17 protein-coding genes are annotated in these 12,621 nt (G+C 62.0%); 6 read left to right on the top strand and 11 right to left on the bottom strand.

The window, feature by feature from the left end:
• Positions 1–460: 460 nt before the first annotated feature.
• The 4 genes from J7I86_RS21435 to J7I86_RS21450 all read right to left on the bottom strand — a co-directional run bounded on the left by J7I86_RS21435 (position 461) and on the right by J7I86_RS21450 (position 2,828).
• Positions 461–685 carry a hypothetical protein gene (locus J7I86_RS21435; RefSeq protein ID WP_214822877.1) on the bottom strand — a complete coding sequence of 75 codons (225 nt, stop codon included), beginning with the start codon at positions 683–685 and terminating at the stop codon, positions 461–463.
• Between the two features lie 108 nt (positions 686–793).
• Positions 794–1,105 carry an Lsr2 family protein gene (locus J7I86_RS21440; RefSeq protein WP_214822879.1) on the bottom strand — a complete coding sequence of 104 codons (312 nt, stop codon included), beginning with the start codon at positions 1,103–1,105 and terminating at the stop codon, positions 794–796.
• A gap of 87 nt (positions 1,106–1,192) precedes the next feature.
• Positions 1,193–1,525 carry a hypothetical protein gene (locus J7I86_RS21445; protein ID WP_214822880.1) on the bottom strand — a complete coding sequence of 111 codons (333 nt, stop codon included), beginning with the start codon at positions 1,523–1,525 and terminating at the stop codon, positions 1,193–1,195.
• A gap of 1,096 nt (positions 1,526–2,621) precedes the next feature.
• A complete protein-coding gene (locus J7I86_RS21450; protein ID WP_214822881.1) occupies positions 2,622–2,828 on the bottom strand; it encodes a hypothetical protein in 207 nt (68 codons plus the stop codon).
• Between the two features lie 190 nt (positions 2,829–3,018).
• Here J7I86_RS21450 and J7I86_RS21455 point away from each other — a divergent pair, with 190 nt between their 5' ends.
• From J7I86_RS21455 to J7I86_RS21465, 3 genes are all read left to right on the top strand, one after another.
• Positions 3,019–3,756, top strand: coding sequence for a GAF and ANTAR domain-containing protein (locus J7I86_RS21455; protein WP_214822882.1), 738 nt, complete (start codon positions 3,019–3,021; stop codon positions 3,754–3,756).
• 220 nt (positions 3,757–3,976) lie between these two features.
• Positions 3,977–4,231 carry a hypothetical protein gene (locus J7I86_RS21460; protein ID WP_214822883.1) on the top strand — a complete coding sequence of 85 codons (255 nt, stop codon included), beginning with the start codon at positions 3,977–3,979 and terminating at the stop codon, positions 4,229–4,231.
• A 61-nt stretch (positions 4,232–4,292) separates the two neighbouring features.
• Positions 4,293–4,490: a helix-turn-helix domain-containing protein gene (locus J7I86_RS21465; protein WP_214822884.1), complete on the top strand. Its 198-nt coding sequence runs from the start codon at positions 4,293–4,295 to the stop codon at positions 4,488–4,490.
• A 668-nt stretch (positions 4,491–5,158) separates the two neighbouring features.
• On the opposite strand, the gene J7I86_RS21470 is transcribed toward J7I86_RS21465, so the two are convergent.
• From J7I86_RS21470 to J7I86_RS21495, 6 genes are all read right to left on the bottom strand, one after another.
• The gene (locus tag J7I86_RS21470) at positions 5,159–5,392 is read right to left on the bottom strand and encodes a hypothetical protein (RefSeq protein WP_214822886.1); all 234 of its coding nucleotides are present in this window, start codon (positions 5,390–5,392) and stop codon (positions 5,159–5,161) included.
• 54 nt (positions 5,393–5,446) lie between these two features.
• Entirely contained in the window at positions 5,447–6,325 is an 879-nt protein-coding gene (locus tag J7I86_RS21475; RefSeq protein ID WP_214822888.1) for a F510_1955 family glycosylhydrolase, read from the bottom strand.
• Positions 6,326–6,409: 84 nt separating this feature from the next.
• Positions 6,410–7,045, bottom strand: coding sequence for a DUF305 domain-containing protein (locus J7I86_RS21480; RefSeq protein WP_214822889.1), 636 nt, complete (start codon positions 7,043–7,045; stop codon positions 6,410–6,412).
• Positions 7,046–7,180: 135 nt separating this feature from the next.
• Positions 7,181–7,669: a hypothetical protein gene (locus tag J7I86_RS21485; protein WP_214822891.1), complete on the bottom strand. Its 489-nt coding sequence runs from the start codon at positions 7,667–7,669 to the stop codon at positions 7,181–7,183.
• 95 nt (positions 7,670–7,764) lie between these two features.
• Positions 7,765–9,882, bottom strand: a complete 2,118-nt coding sequence (locus J7I86_RS21490) for a copper-translocating P-type ATPase (protein WP_214822892.1) — start codon at positions 9,880–9,882, stop codon at positions 7,765–7,767.
• A gap of 63 nt (positions 9,883–9,945) precedes the next feature.
• The gene (locus J7I86_RS21495; RefSeq protein ID WP_214822893.1) at positions 9,946–10,254 is read right to left on the bottom strand and encodes a heavy-metal-associated domain-containing protein; all 309 of its coding nucleotides are present in this window, start codon (positions 10,252–10,254) and stop codon (positions 9,946–9,948) included.
• Between the two features lie 230 nt (positions 10,255–10,484).
• Here J7I86_RS21495 and J7I86_RS21500 point away from each other — a divergent pair, with 230 nt between their 5' ends.
• The gene (locus J7I86_RS21500) at positions 10,485–10,895 is read left to right on the top strand and encodes a hypothetical protein (RefSeq protein ID WP_214822894.1); all 411 of its coding nucleotides are present in this window, start codon (positions 10,485–10,487) and stop codon (positions 10,893–10,895) included.
• Between the two features lie 77 nt (positions 10,896–10,972).
• Complete coding sequence (locus J7I86_RS21505; protein WP_286180124.1) at positions 10,973–11,200, top strand: SOS response-associated peptidase family protein; 228 nt, start codon at positions 10,973–10,975, stop codon at positions 11,198–11,200.
• Positions 11,201–11,561: 361 nt separating this feature from the next.
• On the opposite strand, the gene J7I86_RS21510 is transcribed toward J7I86_RS21505, so the two are convergent.
• On the bottom strand, positions 11,562–11,960 hold the full coding sequence (locus J7I86_RS21510) for a DUF4265 domain-containing protein (RefSeq protein ID WP_214822898.1): 399 nt from the start codon (positions 11,958–11,960) through the stop codon (positions 11,562–11,564).
• A 202-nt stretch (positions 11,961–12,162) separates the two neighbouring features.
• Here J7I86_RS21510 and J7I86_RS21515 point away from each other — a divergent pair, with 202 nt between their 5' ends.
• On the top strand, positions 12,163–12,588 hold the full coding sequence (locus J7I86_RS21515) for a DUF3995 domain-containing protein (RefSeq protein ID WP_309476784.1): 426 nt from the start codon (positions 12,163–12,165) through the stop codon (positions 12,586–12,588).
• Positions 12,589–12,621 lie beyond the last annotated feature (33 nt).

Below are 12,621 nucleotides of genomic sequence, written 5' to 3' on the forward strand. Positions count from 1 at the left end.
CACGGACAAGATCCTCATCGGACGGTGCAGAACGCTCATCAGGCACGGGCACCACCGGCTCGCTCACTGGCTTACCCAACACGGTCGCTGCTCACTGCTGTTTGCGGGCAGCTCACTGCTGTTTGCGGGCAGCTCACTGCGCCCCAACTGGTCCTTCATATCGTGTTTCCCCCAACTCAAACCCCATGCCGGCTTTTGCCGGGAAGGAAGGCGCCCTTCCCCGGGCCCGCACACCCAAGGCCGAGAACGTCAGCACACGGATATGCGGTCCCCAACTGGAGCTGGGGTGAATTTCCGGGGAGTAGCTTGGGGCAAGGATGGCATGCCGTCATCGAGCATTCTATAGGACAAGGTAAGCGGACTTAGTAACCGGGAGTGGGCTCCGGAATAGCACGTTCAGGGTTGCCCGAATGCGATCTCTCAGTGCGGGCGCAGGGCATGTCCGTTTCGGGGCTGCGGTTTATTTGTTGGCCGCCGGGTGAGGTGGACCCTCAAGGATGGCTCCGGGCTGATCGAGGAAGGCCAGGATGTGTTTGACGGGTTCAAGTACCTGTCCCGTCAAACCCAGGACGCTCACCGGGTCGAAGGGATGCGCGATCGCGCTACGGTAACCGGTGTAGCGCGAGCCCAACTCGCGTATCAACTCCTCCTCAACAGGTATTTTGAGTGACTCTGCAGCAGCCATGTTCCCTTCTTGCGTTGCCCGGACCTTGTGTTGCCCGGAAGTTCAGGCCAAGCTCCTGTCAGCCAGGGGCGGCATCTTGCCCGTCTGATTCGTAAATGGTGGCTTCTTTTAGTGGGCGGCGTAGTAGCGCTCGAGTATTTCGGCGTTGATTGTTCCCTTGCTGGCAATGGGAATGCCGTTCTCCCGCGCCCAGGCCCGGACCAGACCGGCGTTGCCGTGGCCTGTTCTGCGTCGTCCTCGTGTTGGCGCTGCCTTGCGCGCTGCTTGGACAAAAGGGGCCAAGGCCGTGCGGAGCTCTTCGGCGTGGCGGGAGTTGAGCTCCATGTCGTAGGCGATGCCGTCAAGTTCGAACCGGACAGTCTCCGCTGCCTCGGAACCGTCCAGATCGTCGAGAAGCGTGATGATGGTTTTTGTAGCCATGGAGTGGTCGTATCCTGTCGAACTGGTGAGTGGGTTTACCGGCGCCGAGAATCGTCCCGGCACCTGGGAGGGAGCTAGGGGCTGTGTTCAGGCGCATAGCCGTAAGGCAGGTTCGCCAAGGCTTCTCGGCTCGGTTTCTGCTGTGGGGATGAGTTCCTCGGCAGCCTGAAGGATTCCCTGGATCCATGTTTCGATGTCCCCGGTGGCGGGGCTGCTGATGTAAGTGCCCGCGTCCGGTGCGGCCAGTACCGCCAAGGGTTCGCGGCCGCCTCCCGTGTTAGGACCGGCATACAGTGTCAACTTGCCGCCGTTCATCCCCGCTACTGAAAGGCAGAGCTCAGTGCGGGAAGCAAGGGAGTACTCCCACGAAGCAATGGAAGCGGGAGTGTAGGTAGTGATGGACATATCTTCCTCGGTCACGGGCGCGGGCTGGTTCGTTTCACCTACTCAACGGACGATAGCCGAAATCATGACGCGCCATGCGAGACCCTTTTTGGTTAACTCGAATAGTCGGACGCAGTTTGTTGGCCAGTCCTGCAGCGGCATCAGCCAGAGTCTTCCAGCTGATGCCGCTGTGTTCGGATACGCGGGGGTCTCACGGCCGCGTCCTAGTGCAGAACATCGCCGCAGGGGCGACTGATGCCCTACAGCCCACTAACGGCCAGGCGGTCCGATCGTGACGCGCTAGTGCGTGTGGTCTTCAGCACAAAGGCAGGACGAACTCCACTGCCAGTGTGCGTGTGGTCTGTTTCATCTCCGGTATCAGACGAATGCCTTCTCCCATCCGGGTTCGCGAGGTTGATACGCAGCACCCGCGACGCTGAAGATTCGGAAAGTCTTTGACGTTCCTGCAGAGAATGGCCGTCCTCCGCGCACCATCTATCCAAACGATGGGGTATTTACTTTCGGGTCGAAGGAGCGCAAAGTTGTGAGCACGTTGGGGGAGCGGGGGGCTTGTCGCACGGGTAGGAAAGGCTCGGCAGCCATCCTCGTCCGAAGCGTTTACCAGAAATCCCAAGCACGTGGGGGACGAGCCAGTCGCGCGGCTGTGGCCGCGCCAGAGGGGGACATGCCGTGTCAAATGAGAAAAAAGCCTTGCCGGTCCCGGCTTCGGATGAAGATGCCTCACCAGGAGACCCTTCCATGGATGTGGAAGCCTTGAGCAGAGACCCGCAGGGCTGGGTTCGTTCCCAAAATCCCATGCGCATGGGATTCAACCCTGAGTTCTGGCCGCCCCTATAAAGATCCTGTGCGACTGTAGTCAAGGCCGCGCAGACCACTGCGGGCACCTGCAGGTCACGCGAGCTGATCCCCTATCGAACGCAGGAGCGTCTTATTGGGCCACCGGCTTAGGGGCGGAAGCAGATTAGGCCGGAGGTGACGGCTTGGCTGCTTCCGTGAAATCTTCCCTTTTGTTCTCCCGCCGGGAGCGCAGCCCAGCGCTGCGATTCAGAATGGGGAGTGTTTCGCTGACGGTGTCCCATTTCCTAGGAAGTGGGATGTTGTCGATGCCGTGTCACCGGGCGGAGGGGTCCAGGTCTTCCAGGGCCCAGGTAAGGATTTTGAGATCGAAGGGGTGCAGGAGCAGCGCTTCGTGCAGGAAAGCGTCGAATTCGAAGGTCGGGGCGTTTCCGCCCTCTGCCCAGTACCAGACCCACAGGCGGTCAAGGCTGACGGCCTGCTGTTCTATGAGGTTGCGCGCGGTGTGCCGTGGGTCGGTCATGACTGCTATCCCAGTGCCGTCGGTGCCTCCTGCAGAACCTAATAATCAGGCTCCTTACTAATAATCTAGCTTCTGGTTGCTTTTGAAAACAACGGGCTGGTCTTCCGGTGTGTTCGTTGAACATCGAAGCGGCGCCACTGGCGCGTGCAATTAAGTGACGTGAGGGGAATGTCTCCCTACGATGGGGCTTATGGAACCCACCGCAGAAGCCGAGCACATCCTGAGCCTGCACGAGCTGGTGACGGGCAGTGCCGACATCAAGGGGATCCTTCAGGGAGTGACCTGTTTCGCCTCGATCGCGATTGGCCAGGCTGCAGGGGCAACCATTGATTGTGCCCTGACGTTACGCCGACGCAAACGCACAGCGACCATTGCGGGCAGCAGCGAGAAGGCCGAGCTGCTTGACCGGATCGAACAAACCCTTGGCCAGGGCCCGTGTGTGGATGCCCTCAATGCGGGCCGCCCGGTACTTCTGGCCGATGTGGCTACTGACGTCGCGTGGCCGGAGTACAGCCGTGTATTGACAGCTGAGGGGGTCTGCAGCGCCCTGGGTGTCCCGATGGACCTGGGCGAAACATCCGAGGCGGTCCTGAGCTTCTTCGCTCCGGCAACCGGGCTATTCACAGAGTCGGTGATCACCGAGGCTGCTGCTTTTGCTGAGGTGGCCGGCAGTACCCTCCGCCTGGCCATCCGGATCGAAACCGCGGACCAGCTCAACGCGGACCTCAAAACTGCGATGGCCAGCAGAACCCTCATTGACCTTGCCCGCGGGGTGATCATGGCCCAGAACCGCTGCTCTCCCGAGGAAGCTTTCAAAATGCTGGGCCAAGCATCCAGCCACAGGAACCAAAAGCTGCACACCGTCGCCGCCGACATCATCGCCCACCTGAGCGGAAGCCCCGAAGCACCCCTGCGATTCGAGGACTGACCCTCCGCCCAGTTCGTCGGCTGGCTGGTCTTCGATAGATTCCACGCCAGCTCTTTATCAAATAGTGACCAATGAGGCAACTGTTACCTATTGTTACGTGTTTGACTTGCACCTAGTCTTCGTTAATGATCTTGCTCCGACATTGCGGCCTGTATTGCAGCACTCGGGGCGGCCCGCACACCACGGCATCAACGTTGAAGCACTGCGAAGGAGAAATCCAATGGGGGAAATTCGTGGAGGCGCATCGGCGTCCGGCACGCGAGTTGAAAGGCTGTCGGCGCTCGTCCGTCACACCATGGCGCGTGCCCGGGCAGCAGCTGTTCCTTACCGGCTCGGTGAAATAGTCATCGGCGATGACCCCTTCAACGGCCGCAGGGAAGGCGCAGTGGCCGTCAAGAAGGGCACGTTTGTGGGGCTCCAGATCGGGGACCAGATGTGCTTCTACGACTACCGGCAACTGAGGCGGTCGGACTAGCAACCCGTTCAATCCCAGTCAGCCCAGCCGCCTGAATCGAACCCACAGGAGTCTGATCGAGATGTCCATTGCAGATGTGCCTAGCCACTACCTGACCATCGCCGAGGTGGCCGCGGTACTGCGAGTGTCCAAGATGACCGTCTATCGACTGGTTCGGGCACACGCATTGGCCTCTGTGCGCTTCGGCAACTCCTACCGCATTGCTGAAAACGCTGTCGAAGAGTACATCAGGAAGGCCGGCCTCTCCGCGGAATCCTAAGATCGATTCGCGTAGGAGCGAAAAAACACAGAACATGAAGATCGGCGTTGGAGATGGAGGCGTCCTGTAGTTACCGACCCAGGTAACCACCGCCCCGGCGGGTACCGAATGCAGGGCTCCCTTGTCCTGGTCTTCAACGTCCCCCTCCAAGCTCCCCGGCTCGGCAGATATGGCCATCGGTGTTTGGTCCACCGCAGCGGGCCGGGTTCGGCGGGGCTTACGCGTCTCCGCCCTCAATAGGACGGGGTTGGAGCCATTCGGATCTTGACCGGATGTGTCCGAATCCTCCACACGCGGGTTAGGCGGGCAGCAGCCTACCCTGGCTACTGTATTCCTGTCGGGTCAGGATTGGTCTGCCGGAGAAACCCCGGATTTCCGGCGCGATGCCTGAGCCTCGTTTGCCTTCAGCCGGATGAAGTCGCGGTCTTCTTGGGAGAGCAGGGGCACGGGCCGTACAGCCGGGCCCCGGTTCCCAGCGGTTACCCGGAACGTGCCGTTCTTGGTCTGCGTTCCACTGATGGCCTGGTGCTCCTGTGCTGGCGTTGGGCGTTGTGCGCTAGATGGCCGCATCTGTGGTCCTGGGCCGGACAGGCGCTGTCTGAGAGGTGGTCTGGTTGGTGGTCCGGTTCCGTGCGTGGGATTTTCTGTGGCCCGGGACCGCATGATTCCTAGCCCGTAGTGGCTGGAAGTTCTGCCCCTGTCAGGGCGTTTTCGTAGGGCTGAAGGTGTTCGGCGACCATTCGTTCGGCGCTGAAGCGTGTCTCGGCCGTGCGCCGACAGATGCTCCGGTCCAGGGTTCCGATTTGGTGCAGGGCGTCCGCGAGTTCGCGGACTCCGCGGCGCAGGAACCCGGTTGTGCCGTCGTCGATAATTTCCGGTGCCGAACCACGGGGACCCGGCATCCGGGGCACGCCAGAGGCCTGCCGGCCTCGTTTGCGTTGGCAGAACTGAAGGTCTCAGGCGGCGTCAGCGGGGCGGTAGCTCGTGCCGCCGTCGGTAGAGACGACGATCCCTTCGGGTGTGGCAGCCCAGATCCAAGGGTTCCCGTCGGTGCTCTTGAGGGCCGCTATGGCCAGAACTTCACTGTCGATCCGTCCTTTCTTGGTCCACGACTTGCCGGCGTCGGCCGAGTAGTAGGTGGTCCCGTCAGGGGCCACGCCTGCCGCTTCGTCAGGGCTGGCGAAGGCGGCGTACTGGACCACCGGGCCGGTCTTGTCCAGTGCCCAGGTTGCCCCGCCGTCGGCTGAGCGCTGGATTCCCTCGGTGGTGGTGCCCAGCACGGTGTCGCTGTCGGGGTGCCCGGCCAGGACCGCCGGGGCGAACATGGCCGCCACGGTGTTCCAGGTTTTCCCGTCGGGGCTGCTTCGCAGTTGCCCGTCGAAGGCGACAATCCCGGATTTGGTGGTGGTCAGGGCGTGGAAGTCGGATTCGCCTTGCCGTGAGAGTTTTTCCCAGGTTTGTCCGCCGTCGGTGGACTTGATCAGTCCCATGGGGTTGGGCATATCGGAGCCTGGGCCGGGGTGCCCGGAGGCGTAGAAGACGCCGTCTTTGCCGGCGGTGAAACCCATCAGGTCGTTCGTGCCGCCGATCTTGCTGGCTGGCTGTTTGGTGACGTCGAACAGCCCGTCGTGGGTGGCCAACAGCACCTGGCTGGTGTCACCGTTGACGGTCAGTCCGTGGACATGGCTGCTGGGCAGGGGCTTATCCGTCAGCTCGATGGATGGTGTTGTGGAAGCCTGCGGGCCGGCCGGGGCGCAGGCGGCCAAGGCGAGGACGAGCGCGGCACCGGCCGCGAGTGCTCCGGTCCGCTTTACCGCGGTGGTGAAGGATTGCATGGGAAGCTCCAGGTTGAGGTGGAGACGGGTATGCGGAGGGTACCGGCCCCCCTTTGTGAGGAGGACCGGCACCCCTGTGGCTGGCTAGAGGGTGGCCAGCATCGTCTGCATTTCCTTGATCTCGGTTTCCTGGGCGCTCACGATGTCCTTGCTGAGCTGGACAGCTGCAGTGTCCTTGCCGTCCGTGGTTTCTGTCTCGGCCATGGTCACGGCACCTTGGTGGTGGGCGATCATTTGGGTCAGGAACAGCTTCGCGGCCTCAACAGCCTGGGCGGCTTCCAGTTTGGTCATGTCTTCGGCGCCCATCATGCCGTCCATGCTGTGCCCGGTGGGCATCTGGGTGGGTTCGCCCCAGCCTTTCGACCAGCCGGTCATCTTTTCGATCTCCGGTCCCTGTGCGTCCTTGATTCGGGTGGCCAGGGCCGTGACTTCGGCGGGAATGTCCTGCTTTTTGAGGATCATGTCGCTCATCTCCACAGCCTGGGCGTGGTGCGGGATCATCATCTGGGCGAACATCACGTCTGCGGCGTTATGGTCCGCTGCCGCGGCAGGGCTTGATGCGCTGGGGGAGCTGCTGCCATGGTCCATGCCCGGCATGGACGTCCCGGAGGAACCGGAACCACCGGAGGAGCTGCAGCCGGCCAGTGCGATGGCGGCGGCGATGGCCGATGCGGCAACAGGTAAGAATTTCTTCGTAGTCATCAAAATCAGGTCCTTCATAGGAATTCAGGGGGCGCAAAGGCGCCCGCACAAAAAGGGGTTATGAGTGCATCTGCTACGCCGGTAAGCCGCTAAAGGGCTGGGAGGGCGAAAGAAAAGAACAGCCTGGGGCTTGGGGCCGGGCAGGCGGAACGGCTACGTTCTGCTGATCGACAAGTCGCCCGGTGAAGGACTGCCGGGACGGTAGGACCAGGGGACTCGAGCTGTGATGATGAAGGCTGCGGACTCGGCCGTGATGGAGACCGAGTCATCCGGCACGGGCGCCGCCAGACCACCGGTCGCGACCGTGGGGATGCAGGAGGCACTCATGGAGTGCTGGCTTGAGCAGTTCCCGGAGCAGGAGCACTGCGCCGGTGATGCTGCACCATCCAAAGTAAACAGCTCTTGGGACGCGGCAGGCTCTGGCGGTGCAGGCATGTGGTGTGCGTGCCCGGCTGCTTCGCTTACGGACGGAGCGTGCCCGGTCGTATCCTGCGTACCTGCGGAAACGATGGCGCTTGAGTGTGCAGAGTGGGTGCCGGTCATGACGTGCATGCCCAGGATTCCGGCGATGATAGCGAGGACGGTGGCCAGAAGGGAGGCCGTGAGCAGGGCGGAACGGGCCATGGTGCGCTGCGCGGCCATGCTGTTCCTCCTCCCTGCGTGCTTGCTATGTCTAGGCTACCGGCACCGTTCCCCACCCGGGGTGGGTAACGGTGCCGGTGCCGGTCACTGTGGGGTCAACGAACTTGCGAGGGGTTCAGTTTCACCCGGCGGAGCAGTTGGGCGTTGAGGGCGACAACGATCGTGGACACTGACATCAGGACTGCCCCAGCTGCCGGGGACAGGACGATCCCGGCGAATGCCAGCACGCCCGCTGCCAAGGGCACCGCGATGACGTTGTATCCGGTGGCCCACACGAGGTTTTGCCACATCTTGGTGTAGCTCGCCCTGGAAAGGTCCACCATGGACAGCACCGCCCGCGGGTCGTTGCCGGCCAGGATCACCCCGGCCGATTCCATCGCCACATCGGTGCCGGCACCAATGGCGATGCCGACCTCGGACCGGGCCAGCGCCGGGGAGTCGTTGACCCCGTCCCCGACCATCGCAATTTTCAGGCCACGTCCCTGCAGTTCAGCGACCTTCTTATCCTTGTCCGCGGGCAGCACTTCGGCGAAGACCTCATCGATGTTGAGTTCCTTACCCACGGCCTTCGCCACCTGAACGGCGTCGCCGGTGATCATGGCAACCTTGATGCCCCTGCTTTGCAACGCTGCTACGGCTTGCCGGGACTCGGGCCGGATGGCGTCCTCCAGGGTGACCGCACCCAGGATCCGGTCCCCATCAACGACGTGCAGAACAGCTGCGCCGCGGCCCATCCATTCCCGGGTCAAAGTGGCCAAGGCCTCGGGTTCCGTGAGCCCCAGCTCGCGCAGCAGCGCTGGCCCGCCGACCTGGATAGTCCGGCCGCCGACCATCGCGCGCACGCCTCGGCCCGTCATGGACGTGAAACCTGTGGCGGGTGGGAGCTTGAGGCCCTTGTCTTTCGCTGCCCGGACGATGGCTCGGGCTACGGGGTGTTCGCTGTTGGATTCGGCGGCTGCTGCCAGTGCCAGCAGCTCGTCGGTGTCCCCGCCGTCAGTGGTGGCGGTGTTCCTGACCTCGGGTTGGCCCTTGGTCAGGGTTCCGGTTTTGTCGAACAGGACGACGTCGACGGTCCGCATCCGCTCCAGGGCGATCCGGTTCTTGATCAGCACCCCTGCCCGGGCGGCCTGTTCGGTGGAGATGGCGATCACCAGTGGAATGGCCAGGCCGAGGGCGTGGGGGCAGGCAATCACCAGGACCGTGACGGTCCGTGTGACTGCTACGGGCAGGCTGCCCAAGAGGATCCATGCGATGAAGGTGATGACACCGGCGATGGTGGCGAAGTAGAACAGGAACGCCGCGGCTCGGTCCGCGAGGGCCTGGGCTTTCGAAGACGAGGCCTGTGCTTCGGCGACCAACCGCTGGATGCCGGCCAAGGCCGTGTCGTCCCCGACCGCCGTCACGGTGACCCGGACGGTGTTGTCGGTGGCCACGGTTCCGGCCACCACGGGGTCGCCCGCGGCGCGGAGCACCGTTTTGGATTCACCGGTGATCATGGATTCGTCGAACTCAGCTTGTCCGTCAGTGATGGTGCCGTCGGCGGGCATCCGGGCCCCGGAGCGGACCAGAACAACGTCTCCGGTCTTCAGCTCGGAAACCGGGACGGTTTCGACGCCGGCAGTGGTGAGGCGTTCTGCTGCGTCGGGCAATAAAGCGGCCAGGGCGTCAAGGGCTCCCTGGGCCGAGCCGAGTGCGCGCATTTCGATCCAGTGTCCAAGCAGCATGATGGCCACGAGCAGCGCCAGTTCCCACCAAAAGTCCAAATCAAAGTTCCCGATCCGCAGGCTGGTCGCCCACGACGCGGCGAACGCGACGGTGATGGCCATACTGATCAGCAGCATCATGCCAGGCTGCCGGGACTTCAGCTCGTTTAGGCCACCTTTAAGGAACGGCATGCCCCCATAAAGGAAGATCACCGTTCCCAGAACGGGCGGGATCCAGGCCGACCCCGGGAATTCCGGTGGCATGTACCCCAGGAGATGCCCGGACATCGGGCTGAAATACACGACCGGGACCGACAGCGCCAAGGTCAGCCAGAATCTGTCCTTGAACATGGCCGTGCTGTGCCCGGCATGCTGGCCCTGGCTGTGCACCGCGTGATCGTCCCCGGTCTCGTGCCCGCCGGGGCGTCCGTGGTGCCCATGCGCGGTCATTGTTGCCCCGCCTGATTGCGGCGGTGAAGGGTGATGATGGTGATGATCGTGCTCTCCCATGATGAGCTCCTCCAGTTACAGCCGCGGCATCGCACGGGGCGGCGCAGGCCGTGTGGGTTCGAACTAGCTGGTCAGGCTGTATCCAGCCGACGTGACGGCGTCCCGGATAGCGGCAAGTGTGGCTTTTCCGGAAACAACCAGACTGGAATTCCCGCCGGGAACGAGTACAACGGTCGCGGCGTCCACGCCTTCCACGGCGTTGACTGCCTTTTCAACGCTGGCTTTGCAGCCGCCGCAGGTCAGGCCTTCCACCGAGTACTCGACACCGGGAGTGATTTCCTGCGGGGTCTGGCTCGCTTCGGTGGAGCAGCAGCCGCAGCCCGAGGAGGAGGCAGAAGTCAGAGGCAGTTCGGTACGTGATGGTGCTTGCATGTCAGTTGTCCTTAGTTGCAGCAGATGCGACGAGTGCTGTGTTTGAACGGTTGTAAAGAGAAACCCAAAGGGCCTCCGCGACAGACCACTCACTGACAACAACGTCAATATACCCCCGAGGGGTATATTGGCGCAAGGGGGTTCGTGATCGCAAACGCGGGCCCGTGGTAAGCCTTGAGGCAACCGGCAAGGGAGGCCATTCTTGAAGAACCTGACCCAAGGACACCGCGATGGAACACATCCATACCGACGCAGAACCTGCAGTCACCGCAACAGGAGTACTCGCAGCCCTGACCCACATAGACACGGTGGGCTTCCATGGGATCGCCACCGCCCTCACTGGGGCAGAACCCAGAATCGACCGCAACTGGGCACCCCTGATCCACAACGCCCTCATCGCAGTAGCCGTGACGACCTGGCCTCCCGAGCTCCAACCCGCCTCGGACCGGTTTACCGCGGCAGTCGGACAGCTGATCCCCACCTTGGAACGGCGCGACACCGTGGGTGTCGCGGAAACTGCGACAGAACTCCACATCGCCTACCACGCACTCAGCGACGCTAAATGGAGCTACCTTGACTCAAGTGCTGGAATCCAAGGAAGTGAGGACCACGGTCACGGCGCCCAGCATGGAAGCCACTAGCGCCGCAGCAGGACGATACTTCTTTGAAGACGTGTCTTCAACAGTTCTGAGCTGCGAAAAGGCCACCCGAGGCACCGTTGATACGGGAGAATCCGGCGGAGGGATATTACGAGTGGCAGAAGACCGACAATGGCAAGAAGATCCCCAACTATTTGTTCTCCGAAAAGGAACCGTTGCTGGGCTTCGCCGGCCTGTACGAGTTCTGGCCCGATCCTGAGCTGCCCAAAGACGATCCTGAACGATGGCTGCTGACCTGCACAGTCGTAACCACAACGACACAGGACGCGTTTGGACACGTTATCTAGGGGTAAAGGGCTCTAGCCAGAGAAACTATAGCCGGAAGGCCTGAGTCACATAAGGTACGTGCTCGTGGTCTGGAGTCGGCTATGGGCTTAAGCGACAGTCCGGGTGTCCCGCAAGGGGATCCTTTACGGACGCTTCGGTCACCATGCGACTTAGGTGAACGAGTCAAGCCAGCAGGGGGCAGTCCCCAACTCTCGGATGATTTCGTCTTTGCTCGTCATTTCACTCATGGCGCACGATCTACTTGTGGCTCGGTAGTTGTGTTCGTCCAGTCTCGTAGTGAAGGACGCTGTTGTTTTGGAGTGTGAACAGTTTGTCGGCGACCTCCTGGGACAAGGGTTCGCTGCAGGATATGGCCAAGAATTACGGTGACATGACATCGACGAGGCATCCGAGCCTGGCGAGATCAGTGGCCAACGGCTGCCAGGCATTGGGCCCATCCGGGTTCAGCAGGACTCTGAAAGTGAAGTTAAGAGCGTCGTGGTTGAGGCCCGTGGCAACGAGGGCGTTCTCCTCTGATCGCATCACGTTTACCCGGTCGCCAAAGTTGATGTTGTAGAGATAGGCAGGCACCGCGAGAACAGTCGCAGTGCCGTCTGTTTCGACGCGTCCGCGCAGTCCTTCCCACATTTGCTCAGCGTCTGGTTCCGGGGGCAGTGCAAACCATAAAGTCTCTGGTGCTTCCAAGGCTTCGGGAAGAGGCTGCAGCGAGCCGACAAGCCAGTGTGCCACCACGCTGGGATGTTGCCGATAATCAGTCACCAGCTGAGACTACCGAACAAAGGTATGCCAGAAGCCCTGGCGCGTTCCAGCGTAGCTGTGGAAAGCGTCCGCTCAAGGATCGGCAATCGCTACCTCCGTATGAGCCGATCTTCAGCCGTTAGCTACAGTGAGCCAGGTGATACCCGAGAGGAAACTGTCCTTCAGCCGATCCTTGGTGTGGCTAGCCTGCATAGCCGGTACCGTGCATGCCGGGTTCAGCTTGTACTGGGCACTGGGTGGGCAATGGCTCTTGGCCACGGTCGGCCCATGGGCAGTCCAGCTTTCAGTCCAGGCCCCCCTCGAGGCGGGACTCGTGCTTGGCATTGTCGCGGTAGGGAAATTGCTGGCAGCGACGATCCCCGTCGTCGTCGCTTATGAACGAATGCCCTGGCAGAGGTTCTGGCGTGCGGTGAGCTGGGCTGGCGGGCTGCTCCTCGTCATGTACGGCGGCGTGAACACGGTCATCAGTGGGGCCGTCCTTGCGGGAGTCATTCGTCCTGCAGAGGGCTATGACCTGAACGCGATGATTGGCCACGCATGGCTATGGGATCCGCTGTTTTTCCTTTGGGGTACAGCCTTAGTGTTATCGCTCTGGTATTCGCGTAGGATCTCACCGGCCGTTGCGTAAGCCGATCCCCAAAAGCTGAGCCTTCTGCGGGTC

The organism is Arthrobacter sp. ISL-95 (genome assembly GCF_018613695.1).
Classification (GTDB): domain Bacteria; phylum Actinomycetota; class Actinomycetes; order Actinomycetales; family Micrococcaceae; genus Arthrobacter.

What these genes read in the sequence shown, in the direction of transcription:
- J7I86_RS21435 (WP_214822877.1), bottom strand. Translation starts at nt 685, where the DNA reads ATGGCTGCTGCAGAGTCACTCAAAATACCTGTTGAGGAGGAGTTGATA.
- J7I86_RS21440 (WP_214822879.1), bottom strand. Translation starts at nt 1,105, where the DNA reads ATGGCTACAAAAACCATCATCACGCTTCTCGACGATCTGGACGGTTCC.
- J7I86_RS21450 (WP_214822881.1), bottom strand. Translation starts at nt 2,828, where the DNA reads ATGACCGACCCACGGCACACCGCGCGCAACCTCATAGAACAGCAGGCC.
- J7I86_RS21455 (WP_214822882.1), top strand. Translation starts at nt 3,019, where the DNA reads ATGGAACCCACCGCAGAAGCCGAGCACATCCTGAGCCTGCACGAGCTG.
- J7I86_RS21460 (WP_214822883.1), top strand. Translation starts at nt 3,977, where the DNA reads ATGGGGGAAATTCGTGGAGGCGCATCGGCGTCCGGCACGCGAGTTGAA.
- J7I86_RS21465 (WP_214822884.1), top strand. Translation starts at nt 4,293, where the DNA reads ATGTCCATTGCAGATGTGCCTAGCCACTACCTGACCATCGCCGAGGTG.
- J7I86_RS21470 (WP_214822886.1), bottom strand. Translation starts at nt 5,392, where the DNA reads ATGCCGGGTCCCCGTGGTTCGGCACCGGAAATTATCGACGACGGCACA.
- J7I86_RS21475 (WP_214822888.1), bottom strand. Translation starts at nt 6,325, where the DNA reads ATGCAATCCTTCACCACCGCGGTAAAGCGGACCGGAGCACTCGCGGCC.
- J7I86_RS21480 (WP_214822889.1), bottom strand. Translation starts at nt 7,045, where the DNA reads ATGAAGGACCTGATTTTGATGACTACGAAGAAATTCTTACCTGTTGCC.
- J7I86_RS21485 (WP_214822891.1), bottom strand. Translation starts at nt 7,669, where the DNA reads ATGGCCGCGCAGCGCACCATGGCCCGTTCCGCCCTGCTCACGGCCTCC.
- J7I86_RS21490 (WP_214822892.1), bottom strand. Translation starts at nt 9,882, where the DNA reads ATGGGAGAGCACGATCATCACCATCATCACCCTTCACCGCCGCAATCA.
- J7I86_RS21495 (WP_214822893.1), bottom strand. Translation starts at nt 10,254, where the DNA reads ATGCAAGCACCATCACGTACCGAACTGCCTCTGACTTCTGCCTCCTCC.
- J7I86_RS21500 (WP_214822894.1), top strand. Translation starts at nt 10,485, where the DNA reads ATGGAACACATCCATACCGACGCAGAACCTGCAGTCACCGCAACAGGA.